Source organism: Acetobacter senegalensis (assembly GCF_001580995.1).
Classification (GTDB): domain Bacteria; phylum Pseudomonadota; class Alphaproteobacteria; order Acetobacterales; family Acetobacteraceae; genus Acetobacter; species Acetobacter senegalensis.
The window spans coordinates 1-16,875 of record NZ_LHZU01000134.1 but is presented as its reverse complement, the minus strand read 5'-3'; the positions used below and the strand labels follow the sequence as shown (position 1 = coordinate 16,875).

The window sequence follows — 16,875 nt, the reverse complement described above, 5'->3', positions numbered from 1 at the left end:
TAAGTCAACACGCGGAAAAATCTGAACGGGGTTTTGCGAACCCTCCATCAGACTTCTCAGATTTCTTGCATATCGGGGCGGGCGCATAAAAAAACCGGGCGAGAGGCCCGGTTTTTTATAGCATGGCGTCTTTTGCGTCAGCGGGGAGTGCGGCGTGTCAACTGGCTGACATCGCGCACAGCGCCCCGCGCTGCGCTGGTGGTCAGGGCGGCATAGGCCTTGAGCGCATTGGAGACAACGCGGTCACGCTGCGGCTGCCAAGCCTGATCGCCCTTGTCATCCATCTTTTCGCGGCGTGCGGAAAGTTCGCTGTCCGCAACGGCTACGGCCAGACGGCGGTTGGGGATATCAATTTCAATAATATCACCTTCTTCCACCAGCCCGATGGTGCCACCTTCCCCTGCTTCAGGCGAGATATGGCCAATGGAAAGGCCGGAGCTTCCGCCAGAGAAGCGGCCATCCGTAATCAGGGCGCATTTTTCTGCCAGCCCTTTGGACTTCAGATAGCTGGTGGGGTAGAGCATTTCCTGCATGCCGGGGCCACCTTTGGGGCCTTCATAACGGATCAGCACCACATCACCGGGTTTGATTTTGTCACCCAGAATGGCGGAAACAGCCGCATCCTGGCTTTCAAATATGCGGGCAGGGCCAGAGAACGTTTCAAGCCCGGCAGCCACCCCGGCGGTTTTCACAATCGCGCCGTCTTCGGCAATGTTGCCGTACAGCACGGCCAGCCCGCCATCCTTGCTATAGGCGTGGGCGGCGTCACGGATGGCACCTGTGCTCTGGTCCTTGTCCAGTTCCTTGTACACGCTGGACTGCGAGAACGCCTGCGTCGTGCGGATACCCCCCGGTGCGGAGCGGAAGAAGGTTTCCGCTTCCGGTTTTGGTGCACCATCGGCCGCGCGGATATCCCATTTGGCCAGCGCGTCCGTAACGGAGGGGGCGTGGACCATCGGGATATCGTTATGCAGCAGGCCCAGCCGGTCCAACTCACCCATAATGGCGGGAATACCGCCGGCGCGGTGCACATCTTCCATATGTACATCCGGGCGGGAAGGAGAGACCTTGCACAGGTTGGGCACCCGGCGGGAAAGTTGGTCAATGTCCTTCATGGTGAAGGGCACATTGCCTTCATGCGCGGCTGCCAGAAGATGCAGCACGGTGTTGGTTGAACCACCCATGGCAATATCAACCGACATTGCGTTTTCAAACGCCTGCATGGTGGCAATGCTGCGGGGCAGCACACTGGCGTCTTCCTGCTCGTAATGGCGGCGGGCCAGATCCACAATGCGGCGGCCTGCTTCCACAAACAGCTCACGCCGGGCGGAGTGAGTGGCCACAAGGCTGCCATTGCCGGGCAGGGACAGACCCAGTGCCTCGGTCAGGCAGTTCATGGAATTGGCGGTGAACATGCCGGAGCAGGAGCCGCAGGTGGGGCAGGCGGACCGTTCAATGGTTTCCGAATCCGCTTCACTCACGCTTGGGTTGGCCGCAGCCACCATGGAGGTCACAAGGTCCGCGCGCTGTTCAATATCGTTCAGCGTGACGCGCCCGGCTTCCATCGGCCCACCAGAAACAAAAATGGTGGGAATGTTCAGCCGCATGGCGGCCATCAGCATGCCGGGGGTAATTTTGTCACAGTTGCTGATGCACACCAGCGCATCCGCGCAGTGGGCGTTGACCATATATTCAACGGCATCGGCAATCAGCTCGCGGGAGGGCAGGCTGTACAGCATGCCGCCATGACCCATGGCAATGCCATCATCCACCGCAATGGTGTTGAATTCACGGCCAATACCACCTGCTTCCGCAATGGACTCGCACACAAGCTGGCCTAGGTCTTTAAGGTGAACATGGCCGGGCACAAACTGGGTGAAGGAGTTGGCAACGGCAATGATAGGTTTGCCGAAGTCTGAATCCTTCATGCCTGTAGCGCGCCACAGGCTGCGCGCGCCTGCCATGTTGCGGCCGTGGGTGGTGGTGCGGGAGCGATAACCGGCCATTATTGCGGGTCTCTCTGGTCATGGTTCACAGGGCTCTGATATCAGGGAGAGGACGATATCAGGAGAAATGCGTGGCAGGGGGCCAGCATATGGGGCGCACCTTATACGGCAGAAAGGCGTTTCTGTCAGGTGGCATCTGTGCATGTGGGCAGCGTGCGCCGTAAATACTACAGTTTCATGACAAAATGAGACTTTATCTGGCTTTCCGTGCTCCTGTGGTTGCAGGAGGGCGGGCGGTTCAGTATTGCTCGCATCGCCCGATTGCAGATCGGAACGGAGTGCAGATGAACGTATCCGCAACGCAGCCCGTCCCAGTGGATGGCGTGAAACCCCGCGCTGGCACGCGGTTTACGGGGGACCCTCTCTTCAAGGCGCTGGTGGTCGCAACAGGCATTGGCGTCCTGCTGGTGCTGGGGGCGATTATTGCTGTCATGAGCATTGGCGGGATACCTGCGTTCAAGGCGTTTGGCCTCCGTTTTCTGATCACGGCAGTCTGGAATCCCGTTACACAGCATTTCGGGGCGGCGGCTCCGGTTTTTGGCACCCTGGCCAGCAGTGCGCTTGGCCTGATTATTGCCGTGCCGCTGGCATTTGGCACCGCCTTCTGGCTGACTGCGCTTGCGCCGCCAATGCTCGCTTCTGTTATTGGCATGGCCGTGCAGCTTCTGGCGGCTGTGCCCTCCATCATTTTCGGCATGTGGGGGTTCTTTGTGCTGGTGCCCCCCATGGCGCATTACGTGCAGCCCATGGCGCGGCATCTGTTCGGGCATGTGCCCGGCCTGTCAGCGCTGGTTTCCGGCGCGCCGTTTGGCACAGGGCTGCTGACGGCGGGGCTGGTGCTTGCCATCATGATCATGCCTTCTATTACCGCCGTCATGCGTGACGTGTTTACCTCCATGCCGACCGTACTGCGTGAGAGCGCCTACGGTCTGGGCGCCACCCGGTGGGAAGTGATGCGCCAGGTGGTGCTGCCATGGTCCCGTCAGGGCGTTGTGGGCGGCATTGTGCTGGGTATGGGCCGCGCCATGGGAGAAACCATGGCCGTGACCTTTGTGATCGGGGATAGTAACCACATTGGCTGGTCCCTGTTTGCGCCTGCCAACACCATTGCTTCCCTTATTGCGTTGGAATTTCCGGAAAGCCCGGCCGGTAGCCTCAAGCTGGCGTCTCTCATGGCGCTGGGGGCTATTCTGATGGCCATTTCCTTTGTCACACTCTGGTGCTCCCGCGTTCTGCTGGCGCGAGGAGAAGCACAGGCAGGGAAGCGCTCATGAGCCCGCAAAGCCTTACCCGTCCGGTTTCCGGAAAATCCCGCTCCCGCGCAGTGCAGCGCCGGGTGATGGATCATCTGGCCACGGGCATGAGCTGGTGCGCCACCTTTATTGTGGTGTTCGTGCTCGGCTCCATTTTGTGGACACTGATCAAAAACGGTCTGCCCGGTCTGTCTCTCACCCTGTTTACCCACTCCATGGGCGCACCGGGTGCGGGCGGGGGGCTGGCCAACGCCATTGTTGGCAGCCTGTTGCAGACAGGGCTGGCCATTCTGCTGGGGGCGCCCGCAGGGCTGCTGACCGGCATCTATCTGGCGGAATATGGGGCTGACAGTGCACTGGCCCGTACCGTGCGTTTTGTATCAGACATGCTGCTGTCCGCCCCGTCCATTCTGATCGGCCTGTTCATCTACATGGTTCTGGTGGCGCCGCTGGGGCATTTCTCTGGCTATGCGGGCTCCGTGGCGCTGGCCATTCTGGCCATGCCCATCATGGTGCGTACCACGGAAGACATGTTGCGGCTGGTGCCTGTTGCCATGCGTGAGGCGGGCATTGCACTTGGCGCACCAAAATGGCGTGTCACCCTGTTTATCTGCGTGCGGGCCGCACGGGGCGGGATCATGACGGGTGTGCTGCTGGCCATTGCCCGCGTGGCGGGTGAAACAGCGCCGCTGCTGTTTACCTCGCTGGGGAATTCCGAGTGGTCTCTGGACATGCAGCGGCCCATGGCCAGCCTGCCTGTTGCCATCTACCAGTATGCGGGCTCCGCCTATCAGGACTGGATGCAGCAGGCGTGGACCGGCGCGCTTCTGGTGACAATGGGTGTTCTGATTATCAATATTGTGGTGCGGGTGGGCATCCGCGGAGGACGGACATGAACGGAGACACCAGGAGCAGCCCCATGCAGGCGGATACGATCACGGCAGGGCAGGATGTGGCGGAGGCATCGCGTCCGCTGGCCATTCAGGTGCGGAATCTGGACTTCTATTACGGCAAAACACGCGCGCTACATGATATCTCGCTCGATTTTCCCGAACGTAGCGTAACAGGCATGATCGGGCCTTCCGGCTGTGGCAAATCTACCCTGCTGCGTGTGCTCAACCGTATGTATGATCTCTACCCCGGCCAGAAGGCTACCGGGGAAGTGCTGTATGATGGTCAGAACATTCTGGCGCCGGGGGTTGATCTCAACCTGCTGCGGTCGCGCATTGGCATGGTGTTTCAGAAACCAACGCCGTTCCCCATGTCCATTTATGACAACATCGCTTTTGGTATCCGCCTGCATGAACGCGTCAGCCGGTCTGAAATGGATGGCCGGGTAGAAGATGCCCTGCGCCGCGTGGCGCTGTGGGGGGAAGTGAAAGACCGCCTTCAGGCTTCCGCTACCGCCATGTCTGGCGGTCAGCAGCAGCGGTTGTGCATTGCCCGTACCATTGCCACCCGCCCGGAAGTGATTTTGCTTGATGAACCCACATCAGCGCTTGATCCGGTTTCTACCGCCCGCATTGAAGAACTGCTTGATGAACTGAAAACCGAGTTCACTATTGCGATTGTAACGCACAATATGCAGCAGGCTGCGCGTTGTGCTGATCAGGTTGCGTTTTTCTATCTGGGGGAACTGGTGGAAGTGGACAGCACAGCCCGCATGTTCACCAACCCGCGTGAAAGCCGTACACAGGACTACATTACCGGCCGCTTTGGCTGAACAGGGAGGGCAGACCGATGGGAAACGAACCCGCACATACCGTCACCCGCTATGATCAGGAACTGGACCGCCTGCGGGGTATTGTGGCCCGGATGGGCGGCCTTGTGGAACGCCAGACCGCACAGGCCATTGCCGCCGTGGTGGATCAGAATGAAGAAGCCGCAGTAGAGCCACCTGAACTGGATGTTGAGGTGGATGCGCTTGAACGGGATGCCGAGAGTCTGGCCATCCGTATTCTGGCCCTGCGCGCGCCCATGGCGGTTGATCTGCGCCTGATTGTGGCCGTGCTGAAAATAACCGGTGATCTGGAACGCATTGGGGATTATGCCTCAAGCATCGCCCGGCGCGCCATGAAGGTGGAACCGCTGGATGGTGCGTTGTCCTTCGGGGCGCTCCGCAGCATGGGTCGCCTTGTGCAGGAAAACCTGAACAAGGCCATCGAGGCCATGGCCAAGAATGACAGCACCCGCGCCATGGAAGTCTGGAATGCGGATACGGTGGTAGACGAACTCTACACAACCATGTTCCGTGAACTTGTAACATACATGATGGAAGATCCGCGCAAGATCGGGCCCTGTATTCACCTGCTGTTTGTGGCCAAGAATCTGGAGCGTATTGGGGATCACGCCACCAATATTGCGGAGCGTGTCTATTACGCGGTAACCGGAGAGATGCTTCCGGCTGTGCGCCCGCGTGGGGGCGCTGCCAGAAAGGGCGGCTGAGAAACAGGTTTCTCATTCCCGCTCCATAGAGAAGGAGAGCGGGAATGAAGCAGACGCTTCGGGCAGTTTATCTGGCCCTTCTGGCGGGCGTGGCAGGGTGCGCGCAAACCCCCGCCGGGTGTCAGGTGGCAACGCTTGGCACGTTGCCGGTGCTGAATGCCACCGGTTCTCCCATTGTGGAAGTCACACTCAACGGCCAGAAAGCCGCGATGATTGTGGATACCGGGGCCAGTGTCTCCATAGTCTCGCGCAAGGCGGCGCACGATTACAAACTGACAGCACTTTCAGGCGATGTATCCATTCAGGGTGTGGGTGGTCTTGTTCAGTCCTCCCTGTTTCAGGTTCCTTCCATGGGATTGGGCTCCGCCAAAGCGCGGAACGTGGTGCTGGTCGATACCCCTCGTGTGTTCGGGTACATCAACACCGTGCCTGTTGTGGGTTTGTTCGGTGGAGATTTCCTGAAACAGTACGAGGTCGTGTTTGATCTGCCCGCGCATACCATCAATCTCTATCAGATAAATGGCTGTTCTTCTCCCACCCCCATGTGGGACGGGCCGGTTTCCAGTCTCTCCTTTCAGCGGATAGGCCGATCACATATCGAGGTTCCGCTTGAACTGAACGGCCACAAGATTGATGCGGTGCTGGATAGTGGCTCAAGCATGACGGTCATTCTGCCACGGCAGGCGCACCATGCCGGTGTGCATGAGGAACAACTGAAAACCGACGTTTCTTTTCCTTCCAGAGGCATTGACCGAAACGTCTTGCAGGTTCGTCTGCATCGTTTTGAGCAGTTGAAGGTAGGGGAAGAGGTTTTTATCAATCCTGTTCTGGCTGTAGGTGCGATGCAGACAGAGGGAGAAGCCCTGCTGGGGGCGGATTTTCTGCGCCACAACCGTGTGTGGGTCTCCAATCAGAATGAGAAAATCTACATTCAGCGTCTGGTGCCGCCACCCCGCAAAGACCCGACCTTTGAGCCGGAAATGATGCAGCCGTAAGGACTGTTTCCTTCCGTTTTTGGGCCAGCGGGACAGAATAAAAGAAAAAATTGCCTGACGCGGTGCAAAATCTTTTATAAACTTTTTGCATAAAATACCTCTGTGTTCTCTGATTTCTGAGGCACGATATCATTCAAAATATGGATGATGTTCCTGAGTCCTCAATTGACATGAACAGAACATGACGCAATATTTAGTTTGTTAATATTCAATAATATTTGTTCTATAGTATAAAAAATAAATCATTGCAGAACATATGAAAATAAGAAGAGAAAAAAATGTATGGATGGGAAATCCCATATTTTAATTATTTGAATAAATTTATCGCAACGAGTCATCGCATATAATATTCGTAAATTGTACATCTTTAATTAACATTTGATTAACGAATTTTTCCCTTTATGACTCTTCTGATAGTTTTTTCAAAACATTCGAGTCGCTAGACGTCGGTTGGGTTGGAAAAACTCGCGATGACAAATCAGGAGAACACGCGATGTCCAACAACAACGCCGTCAGTCCCGAGGAGCTTGCACAAATAGCGGCGGATGCCGCAGCAGCAGGCGGGGATACGTCTCAGTACAGCAGCGACGGCCACAATTTCCATCAGCACGACAATGCGTGGCGATGGGTAGGCCCGGCTACGGGGGGTGACTGGTCAGACCCGGCGAACTGGGAACTTCAGGACCCCCGCGGCAACAGCATTTCAGACATTACCGGGTCTCCTGCCGTACCGCAGAGCGAGCAGAACGCGGACGCCAATGTCGGGTATTATGGCAACACAACCCCTATGACGGTTGTGGTCAACGCCCCTTATTACAACCAGATCCGCAGCCTGAGTGTCTGGCAGAACAGCACGCTGAAAATCACCGCCAATTATCAGAATGGTGATACCAACGGCTATGTTTTCGCCACTGCCGGTTTTGAAAACTATGGCACCATTCTTGTCGATACAGCCGCCAAGGTTGAATTGGGCGGCATCAATTCGCAGGGCGGCACGCTGACCATCAAGAACAATGATGGCAACGTGGTTTTTGATAATGATCAGGTGAACAATGGTGGCACCATCAATCTGATCAATGCCTCATTGGGTACTACTGCCAATCCCATCACAGTCGCTGGCGGTACGGTCAACCTTCAGCAGAACAGCACCCTGGTGGCTAATCTGTGGGGCGAGGGCACAACCATCAATGTAGACCCCAGCACCGTTAATACCATTTATGTAAATGACAGATACGCCAACAATGATGGTAACGCGCAGGGCACGACCATCAACGGTGTTTCGGAAAACACGCATTTTGGCATTCTGGGTACGTCATCCGAACCTGTTGCTGCTGATTACACGCAGAATTCGGATGGGTCCTACAAGCTGGTTATCTCCCTGGAGGATGGGCGTAGCATTACCTATCCCACAGTCAACATGGCGAGTGGCTACACCCCGCCTGCCCATGCCGAGATTGTGGCGGATGGCACCACAGGCTGGCTGATTGAAGATAAATCAACGGTTCCTGGCTCTTCCTACACGGATGACACCACACACCAGACCCTTGCTCAGATTGCGACGGATACTGACACGACCGGCGCAGGCATTACCGCAAGCAGTGACGGGCACAACTATCATGAGCATGATGGTTCCTGGCGCTGGGTTGGGCCGACCAGTGGTGGAGACTGGTCTGATCCGAACAACTGGGCGCTTTATGATAGCTCCAACAACCGTATCCCTACCGAGGACATCACGGGTTCTCCCGCCATCCCGCAGGCCGAACAGAATGCGGATGTCAATGTTGGCTACTCGGGCAGTACAACGCCGAGTACGGTTGTGGTCAATGCGCCATACTATAATCAGCTTCGTAGCCTAAGCGTCTGGCAGGACAGCACCTTAAAGATCACGGCCAATTATCAGAACGGCAGTAGTGACGGCTATGTTTTCGCGTCTGCCGGTTTTGAAAATTACGGCACGATTATTGTTGATACATCAGCCAAGGTTGAACTGGGTGGTATCAATTCGCAGTCCGGCACACTGACCATCATGAACAATGATGGCAACGTGGTTTTTGATAACGGGCAGGTTAATAATGGTGGTGGCACGGTCAATCTGATCAACGCCACACTGGGCACCACCGATACCCCCATTACAGTCAGCGGCGGTACGGTCAACCTTCAGCAGGGCAGCACCATTCTTGCCAATCTGTGGGGGGAAAGTGCAACCATCAACGTGGACCCCAATACCGTTAATACCATTTACGTGAATGACAGATACGCCAACAATGATGGTAACGTGCAGGGCGCGGTGATCAACAATGTTTCTGGCAACACGCATTTTGGTATTCTGGGTACGTCCTCCGAGCCAGCTTCAGCCAATTACACCAAAAATGATGATGGCTCCTACACGTTGGTTATCAAACTGACTAACGGACGAAGCATTACCTACCCAACCGTGAACATGGCTGCCGGTTATGCACCCCCGGCCCAGACAACCATTGTGACGGATGGCACGACCGGCTGGCTGATTGAAGACACTACCCCGGCAGCCTGCTTCCTGACGGGCGTGAAGCTGCGCACGGTGTCTGGTGACGTATCTGTGGAAGATATCCGCAAAGGGGATATGCTTCTGGTTCAGCATGATGGGCGTGAGTGTGAAAAGCCTGTTGTATGGGTTGGTAAAAACCGGAAAATTGTCTCTGCCGGTCTTCCTGATGACGAAGCGGGTTATCCTGTACGCGTTCTGAAAGATGCTTTGGCGGAAGGCGTGCCATATCAGGACATGCTGGTAACATCAGAACATTGCCTGTTGATGGATGGCAGGTTTGTTCCTGTGCGGATGCTGGTAAACGGCACAAGCATCTTTTACGATCGTACCCTCACCACCTATGAGTATTATCACGTTGAGACGGAAGATCATTCCGTGCTGGTGGCAGATGGCGTTTTGACAGAAAGCTATCTGGATACAGGAAACCGTTCTTCCTTTGTGTCTGACAGTAATGTTGTGTCCCTCCATTCTCGCGGAAAGACCTGGGCGGCTGATGCTGCTGCCCCGCTGGAAGTGCGTGCTGATTTTGTTGAGCCACTGTTCCGGGCGTTGGCAGAGCGCGCAGGTGTGGTGGCAGGTACCGCACCAGACGCGCAGGGCCGGCATGTGACGCAGGACGCTGAACTGTCCTTGCTGACTGAGGCCGGGAGCTTCATCCGTCCGGTGCGGCAGACCAAAGGGCAGATGGTGTCCTTCATGGTGCCTGCGGGTGTAAGCACCGTGCGCCTTGTCTCTCGCGCAAGCCGTCCGTGTGATGTGATTGGCCCGTTTGTGGATGATCGCCGCACGCTTGGGGTGCTGGTCGGTAGCGTGATGGTGCTGCATGCCAACCAGATGCAGCCGGTAACAACGCATCTGACCGATGCAGATCTGTCCGGCTGGCATGGTCTTGAGCAGGGTGGCGTACGCTGGACAAACGGTAACGCCGTTCTTCCGCTGGGTGATGCGCCAACGCAGGGTGTGAGCATGCTTACACTGCAAATCCTCGCCGCAGGACCGTATGACGTAAAGCAGGACGCTGCGGAAACCTGCCGTCGTATCATGCAGAAATAAGAAGGGTGGCTGTTTAAAAGCCGCATCATGCTGTGAGAAGGCCGGATGTTCCTCTGGAATGTCCGGCTTTTTTTTGTGCTGTGTTCCGCAAAAGCACTTTTAAAAGAAATGCGTTTCCTGAATTTTTTCAGGAAATGGCGTGGTGTTGGGTAAAGCCACGTCAACCGTAATGCTGGCTGGCACTTCCATAAAAAAGATTCTTTTTTAGAGTTTCATTTTTAAAAGGACGTTTCAAAAATAATCCAGATCTGTGTGACATTCCCTTCTATGCCTGAAGACGGTATTTTTTCGTCTTAATGACATTATGCTGCGGCGGCGAAACCGCTTTTTCAGCCCTCAGATGCCAGCAGGTAACGGGGGGGGCGGAGAGTGGAACGGCGGATTTGACAGCGCGATGCGGGGCTATCAGGACGAGTATCCAACATATTCGACCATAAAAGACCCGCCAGACCGATCAAGCAGGGTTTTCAAACAATCCTTAGGCGAGGTGTTTTGGAAAACCCTTTGCCTTGAAAGCAATTCGAGCAGATCAGGGGGCTGGTGTTGGCCATAAGGTGGCCAAGCCTTTTTCCAGCGGAACCGGCTTTATGCCCAGAAAGGTTTGCATGGGAGTGATGTCAAAATTCTTGTCTTCCAGCAGGCGGCGTATTTCCGCAGGGTCAATGCGGGGGATGCCGGGCAGGAAGGGCGTCAGCCGCGCTAACGCCATAAGCAGGGCCGCTGGCACGGGGAGGACGGGGCGCGGCTTCAATCCGGCTGCCTGACAGACAAGTTCAATGAAATGCCGGTAGGAAACAGCCCGTGCCCCGGCAATAACCAGAGATTTTGACCCCTGCCAGTGACGGTCCAGTGCGGCGAGAATGGAAGCCGTGACATCCCCCTGCCAGATGGGCTGCACCAGTGCCTTGCCGCCAGCAGGCAACGGGACAACGGGCATAAAGCGCAGCAGGGCTGCCAGCCGCTGCACATTATTTTCCCCCTGTGCGCCATAAATCATGGTGGGGTGAAGGATAATGCCGGTGCGGCCGGACGCCATCAGCGCCTTTTCTCCCCGTAACACGCCTTGCCCGTGGGCATCTGGCCAGCGGGTGAACTTGCGGGTGCTGCCAAGACAGATCAGCTTGGCATTCGGGGGCGCTGCGGCCAGCAGGGCGGGAATGTTCCGGGCATGGGCGGTGCAGACAATGGCCGTGGCATCCGCCAGCGCAGCGCGAAGCTGGCCTGTGGGGCCCGTCAGATCAATCAGGCGCGCTCCCGGCAGGCCGGAGGCAAACGCCGGGTTACGGATAAGAGGCACAACAGGCGTGCCCTGTGCCCTGAGTGCCTTATAGACAGCCTGCCCAGACCGGCCAGAGGCACCGATGACATGCACCGGCTCTCTGCTGCCTGTCTGGCCGGGTGCTCCCGCTTGCCCAGTTGCCGGTTGTGGCTGCTGGGAAGAGGCTGGCCCTTCGGCCTTTTCTGCGTCCGAGGGCTGGCTCACGGCGTTTGTCTCCCTGGGCCTCGCTTATGGGGCCTTGATGCTCAGGCCAATCTGCTGGGCCATCTGGGGGGTGGTGGTCAGCATGCTCATGGCAGCGGCAATAGCCATCACCGGCAAGGGCTGTGGTGGCCGGATGGTAATGGTCAGCGGTCCTTTGCCCGGCTGGCGCAGATAGGTGGCAATCTGCGGCATGACGGCCTTGGGGTCTGATCCCTGCGGGGCCAGTTGGGCCTGCAGCGCGGCATTCAGTTCTTCCGGCTTTACGCCGCGTGCCTTGGCTGCCGCCCCAAGCGCGCGGGGCACCAGCCCGTGATCTGTGTAGGTGATGTTCAGGCTCTGCACCTGCATGTCTGCCGCGCCAGCAGAAAGCAGGGTGGTGGTGCTGGTCTGGCTGAAATCTCCATCCAGATGCAGGCGGCCCATGCCCGGCGCATCCAGACTGAATTCTTCCACATGCAGCTTGGAGGCCTTGAAGTCATGCGTGTCGTTCAGGACCAGTGACCCCCGAAAGCGGTCATAGCCCAGCGCAGGCAGCATGGAGAGGTTGGGCACATCCGGCCACAGTTCCAGCCCCTGCAGGCTGGAGACTTCCTTTTCATTCGCGTCCGTACGGGTGGCGTGAGAATGCAGCGCGCCAACCCGCAGCAGCGGGGTGGTGCCATCGATGCTCAGCTTTTCAATCTGGATATCGCGCGTGCCGTTATGCTGTGTGTAGGGCGTGCCGGAGGAAAGGCTGGCGTACAGCCCCGCCAGATCAAGCCCATCCAGAATGATGGAGGCCGCCTTGATATGGCGTTGGGGCGCAACATCAGTTGAAAGCCCGGCTTCGTGCGCTTCCAAGCGGGAGGCCTCGTTGGGGCCATAATCATCTACAATAAGAGAGCGGGCCGAGAGATCAGATTGCAGGCTGCTGACAAACCCATGCAGCTTGCCCGCTTCCGCATGGCGAATTTCAAGCGCCTGCGCCGGGGTGCCGTGCTGCTCGTCCGCCTTGGTGGGCATGGTTACATCGTCCAGCGCCAGCGTATCCAGATGCAGGCTGCCTGCCGGGTCTGCCAACTGGAAATTGCGGAACGTTAGCCGCCCGATTCGGCGTGCATCCTCGCCAGCTGCGGCGATCTTGGAGATTTCCGCATCATCCGCCGTAATGGTTTCCGGCCCCTGCCGGAAGACAAGGCCGGTGAACTTCACGCTGCGGCCCAGCAGGCCGGGCCATGCTTTCTGATAGGTGAAGGAGGCATCCGGGCCCAGAGTCTGGCGGAAACTGTCAATGCTCTTGTCCAGCATGACATGTTCGGCATGACGGGCCGCCAGCCAGCCAAGGCAGGCAACGGCGGCAACACTGCCTATAGTTACAAGAACTTTTTTCTTCACCAGCCGGAAATCCTGCCTGTTTTTTACAAGAAACTCTTCAACGCTTCTTCTCCTTTAGTGCACTGCGGGGGCGGAGAGCAAGTCAGGATACGGTAACATGTTACCTGAAGAAAAACCGTTGAAATAACGGTCATGAACGCCAATTTCTCTTGACGAAGCGGGTACGCATGCTCATAAGGCAGCATCTTTAAGCATACAGTCTTAACGGAATCATACTCTATGAAGACCACCCTCTCGCTGAAACCCGCGGAGGTGACGAAGAACTGGATCCTGATCGATGCCGAAGGCCTCGGTCTTGGTCGTCTGGCCGTCATCATCGCAAACCGTCTGCGCGGCAAGCACAAACCCCAGTTCACCCCGCATGTTGATTGTGGCGACCACGTTGTTGTCATCAATGCGGAAAAGGTGGCGCTGACGGGCAACAAAGCCGGCCAGAAGCTGTTCCACTACCACACCGGTTATCCGGGCGGAATCAAGACCCGCACCATTGCGCAGCGTCTGGGTGGCAAGAACCCTGACCACGTTGTGGTGAAGGCTGTTGAACGCATGATCACCCGTGGCCCGCTGCAGCGTGAACAGATGCGCAGCCTGCATGTTTATGCTGGCCCGAACCATCCGCATGATGGCCAGAAGCCGCAGGTGCTGGATGTTGCGGCGCTGAACCGCAAAAACGTTGTTAACGCGCAGAAAGGCTGAGCAACATGTCTGAAACTCAGGAACGTACAGGCACGCTGGCTGATCTGAAGGGCGTTGTTCCCACAGCTCCAGAAGCCCCTGTTTATGAAGCCAAGCGCGATGCGCAGGGTCGCTCCTACGCAACCGGCCGCCGTAAGGATGCCGTGGCCCGCGTATGGATCAAGCCCGGCAAAGGCGATATCACGGTTAACGGCCGCCCGGTTGGCACCTACTTTGCCCGCCCCGTGCTGCGTATGCTGCTGACACAGCCTTTCCTTGTGGCTGACCGCTACAACCAGTTTGACGTTGTCTGCACGGTTGTTGGTGGTGGTCTGTCCGGTCAGGCTGGCGCTGTCCGTCACGGCATCAGCCGTGCGCTCACGCACTATGAACCCGGCCTGCGCAGCATCCTGAAGGCTGCTGGCTTCCTGACCCGTGACTCCCGTCAGGTTGAACGTAAGAAATACGGTCGCGCCAAAGCCCGTCGTTCCTTCCAGTTCAGCAAGCGCTGATCTACCGGAACGCTGCTTTTGCAACGCCGAAAAGGGCGGGAGAGGGTTTCCTCTTCCGCCTTTTTTTGTGCCTGTGGGGCAGCGCAGTCTGGCCGCTTGGTGTTTTACGCGGCTGTTTCCGCTTCGGGAAATGGTGCGCTCAGGAGTTCTTTCAAAATGAGTGTTCAAAAAGGCTGCCAGATCGGTTTGGCGGCTCTTTTTTGTTTTGGCTGGAGCGTGAAGAGGGCTGTTTCATTCTGATGGGACGGCATGGGGCGTGGCGATAAAATCTTCCCCCTTTGCAGCGTCACATAGTCCTCGCCTGCTTTGCCTGCCGTTTTTGACAGTCGCGTCAGGGAAATTCCGACAGGAAACGGGCAATCTCCTGCCTGCTGCCAAGAATGTGTTTTTCGCCCGTGAACTGGTCATACAGGCCCTGATGAGCCAGCAAAGGCGTTGGCATTCTGACGGGTTCTATATTCCCGGCACCATTGGAACAGGGCTGAGCGGGAGGCATCATCTTCCCCGCTTTTGGTGGGGTGAGATTCCAGGTTTCTCACGCACTCTTCTTCCGGCAAAACAAGCCAGATCAACTGCTGTGTTCTGGGTATCGCCTCGGCGACCAGCCAGCCGAAAACGCCCTCAATCACCCATTTTTCAGCTAGAGCATGGTCCCGCACTGCGCTTTTGGCAGCCTCAGGCGGTCGTCTTTGCTGAAAACCTCCCGGCAGCCAGTGCAGCGTGTCCAGTTCAATCGCGGTGCTTTGCAGGCGGTGCGCCAGTGTCTGGGCCAGCCAGGTCTTTCCAGAACCACTATTTCCCAGAATCAGAATACGATGCGGAACGGGCATAAGGGGCCTTCTCAGGGGGCTATACGCCAGCCCTTCGGTGGGTGCATGGTTGAGCGAAGAGGATAGCGCAACGCGCGTTCCGGAACAGGGAGTTATGTGCCGTGGTTGCTGCCGTGCCTGAAAGAAACAGAAAGCGAAGCGTTGCAGATATTCTTCCGGTGCTGCTGGGTGCGGCCTTTGCTGCAGTTGCTACAGCCTGCCCTGTGCACGCAGCGCCTCAGGAGGCTCAGAATGTACCTTCCATAACGGTGGGCGTGTGGGGAGCCGCACCGGCCTTCCCGACAAGCCCCGCCGTTGTGGCCAGCACGATCCGCCAGACAGTGCGGCTTTCTCTGGGTGGTGAGGGTGTTTCCATCCGTCTGAGCAATGAGATGGGGCAGGCGCCGCTGGTGATTGAGGCCGCGCATGTAGCGCTGCCCGGTGCACAGAAAGGCAGTATTGACCCCGCAAGTGATCATGCCCTTACGTTTGGTGGCCGCAAGGGCATTGTCATTCCTGCCGGTGGCGTTGCTATCAGTGATGTTGCGCCGGTACCGACTTCTGCCGGGCAGGATGTGGTCATCAGTTTTTATGTGTCCCGTTCTACCGGGCCGGTAGCCACGCATCCGCTCGGGCTCGCTACAACCTATGTGTCCCGCGGGCCAGATGCCAGCACGGCTTCCATCCTGCCAAACGCCACCACAACACAGGCCCGGCTGTTTCTTTCGGGTGTGAGCGTGGTGCGCCATGGTGGGCAGGCAGTCGTCGCCCTTGGGGATTCCATTACAGATGGTCTGCGCTCTCCGGTGGATGCCAACCAGCGCTGGCCAGATGATCTCAGCCAACGGTTGATCCGGGCAGGAATGGCTGTATCGGTTGTGAATGCAGGCATCAGCGGCAATCGCGTGCAGCACGATCTGCCTTTGGCGGAAAGCGGCCCAAGCGCTGTGTCCCGGTTTGATCGTGATGTGCTGTCCGTGCCCGGTGTGCGGACGGTGATCATCATGGAATCCATCAATGATATCGGGCATCCCGGCGCGCAGGGGTTGGCGGAGCAGGCGGTCAGCACGGAAGATCTCATCGCCGGGCTGCAACAGCTTGTTCTGCGGGCCCATCAGCATGGTTTGCGCGTTATTGGCGCAACATTGACGCCTTTCGCGGGTACCATTTTTCCCGGCTATTACTCACCAGCCGGGGAAGCCAAACGGCAGGCCGTCAATCAATGGATTCGGACTGGCCGCGCGTTTGATGGCGTGGTGGACATGGATGCCGCCTTACGTGACCCGGCCCACCCGGACCATATGCTCCCAGCATATGACAGCGGGGACCATTTGCACCCCAATGCCGAGGGATACCATCACATGGCCGATGCCGTGTCCCTCTCTCTGCTACAAGCCCCTTAGCCGTTCATTGCGGAGATGCGGGCGTGTTGGGGAAGATGGCAGCACGTTCGGAAGGGCCTGTGAGCGGAACACAGGCGGGAGCAGCGGTTTCTCTGCGCTTCAAGGGCTTGGCAGGGGGCATCTTTTTCCCCTTGGCCAGCCCGGAACTCTTTTGCAAGCCTGTAAGGCTGGTTCTCAAACGACGTTCAATAAAAAGGAGAAAACCCTTGTCAGAGTATGGCGTATCGCCACACCCTGAGCCCTGAGCCCTGAGCCCTGAGCCCTGAGCCCTGAGCCCTGAGCCCTGAGCCCTGAGCCCTGAGCCCTGAGCCCTGAGCCCTGAGCCCTGAGCCCTGAGCCG

13 protein-coding genes are annotated in these 16,875 nt (G+C 57.5%); 9 read left to right on the top strand and 4 right to left on the bottom strand.

Annotated elements, in window-relative coordinates; genetic code table 11:
- Positions 1 to 137: 137 nt before the first annotated feature.
- Positions 138 to 2,006 carry a dihydroxy-acid dehydratase gene (gene ilvD, locus AD948_RS10130; protein ID WP_006559570.1) on the bottom strand — a complete coding sequence of 623 codons (1,869 nt, stop codon included), beginning with the start codon at positions 2,004 to 2,006 and terminating at the stop codon, positions 138 to 140.
- A gap of 284 nt (positions 2,007 to 2,290) precedes the next feature.
- On the opposite strand from ilvD, the gene pstC reads away from it, so the two are divergent.
- The 6 genes from pstC to AD948_RS10100 all read left to right on the top strand — a co-directional run bounded on the left by pstC (position 2,291) and on the right by AD948_RS10100 (position 10,279).
- On the top strand, positions 2,291 to 3,280 hold the full coding sequence (gene pstC / locus AD948_RS10125; RefSeq protein ID WP_039905138.1) for a phosphate ABC transporter permease subunit PstC: 990 nt from the start codon (positions 2,291 to 2,293) through the stop codon (positions 3,278 to 3,280).
- Entirely contained in the window at positions 3,277 to 4,155 is an 879-nt protein-coding gene (gene pstA, locus AD948_RS10120; RefSeq protein WP_006559568.1) for a phosphate ABC transporter permease PstA, read from the top strand. The genes pstC and pstA overlap by 4 nt, the downstream gene beginning before the upstream one ends.
- A 23-nt stretch (positions 4,156 to 4,178) precedes the next feature.
- Complete coding sequence (gene pstB, locus AD948_RS10115) at positions 4,179 to 4,982, top strand: phosphate ABC transporter ATP-binding protein PstB (protein ID WP_058987393.1); 804 nt, start codon at positions 4,179 to 4,181, stop codon at positions 4,980 to 4,982.
- A gap of 17 nt (positions 4,983 to 4,999) precedes the next feature.
- Positions 5,000 to 5,704: a phosphate signaling complex protein PhoU gene (phoU, locus tag AD948_RS10110; RefSeq protein ID WP_006560290.1), complete on the top strand. Its 705-nt coding sequence runs from the start codon at positions 5,000 to 5,002 to the stop codon at positions 5,702 to 5,704.
- A 44-nt stretch (positions 5,705 to 5,748) separates the two neighbouring features.
- Entirely contained in the window at positions 5,749 to 6,699 is a 951-nt protein-coding gene (locus AD948_RS10105; RefSeq protein ID WP_061471805.1) for a retroviral-like aspartic protease family protein, read from the top strand.
- A 493-nt stretch (positions 6,700 to 7,192) separates the two neighbouring features.
- Positions 7,193 to 10,279 (top strand): Hint domain-containing protein, encoded by a 3,087-nt coding sequence (locus AD948_RS10100; RefSeq protein ID WP_082782391.1) that lies wholly within the window; start codon positions 7,193 to 7,195, stop codon positions 10,277 to 10,279.
- Positions 10,280 to 10,808: 529 nt separating this feature from the next.
- On the opposite strand, the gene AD948_RS10095 is transcribed toward AD948_RS10100, so the two are convergent.
- Both AD948_RS10095 and AD948_RS10090 read right to left on the bottom strand, forming a co-directional pair.
- Positions 10,809 to 11,651 (bottom strand): SDR family oxidoreductase, encoded by an 843-nt coding sequence (locus tag AD948_RS10095; RefSeq protein ID WP_061471832.1) that lies wholly within the window; start codon positions 11,649 to 11,651, stop codon positions 10,809 to 10,811.
- Positions 11,652 to 11,786: 135 nt separating this feature from the next.
- Positions 11,787 to 13,136, bottom strand: a complete 1,350-nt coding sequence (locus tag AD948_RS10090; RefSeq protein ID WP_061471803.1) for a hypothetical protein — start codon at positions 13,134 to 13,136, stop codon at positions 11,787 to 11,789.
- Between the two features lie 219 nt (positions 13,137 to 13,355).
- Between AD948_RS10090 and rplM the strand changes: the two genes are divergently transcribed.
- Positions 13,356 to 13,832: a 50S ribosomal protein L13 gene (gene rplM, locus AD948_RS10085; protein ID WP_006560057.1), complete on the top strand. Its 477-nt coding sequence runs from the start codon at positions 13,356 to 13,358 to the stop codon at positions 13,830 to 13,832.
- Positions 13,833 to 13,837: 5 nt separating this feature from the next.
- Entirely contained in the window at positions 13,838 to 14,323 is a 486-nt protein-coding gene (gene rpsI, locus AD948_RS10080; protein WP_006560058.1) for a 30S ribosomal protein S9, read from the top strand.
- A 404-nt stretch (positions 14,324 to 14,727) separates the two neighbouring features.
- Here rpsI and AD948_RS10075 read toward each other — a convergent pair whose 3' ends face one another.
- Entirely contained in the window at positions 14,728 to 15,153 is a 426-nt protein-coding gene (locus AD948_RS10075) for an AAA family ATPase (RefSeq protein WP_061471801.1), read from the bottom strand.
- A gap of 101 nt (positions 15,154 to 15,254) precedes the next feature.
- On the opposite strand from AD948_RS10075, the gene AD948_RS10070 reads away from it, so the two are divergent.
- Positions 15,255 to 16,535: an SGNH/GDSL hydrolase family protein gene (locus AD948_RS10070; RefSeq protein ID WP_061471799.1), complete on the top strand. Its 1,281-nt coding sequence runs from the start codon at positions 15,255 to 15,257 to the stop codon at positions 16,533 to 16,535.
- The last annotated feature ends 340 nt before the right edge of the window (positions 16,536 to 16,875 follow it).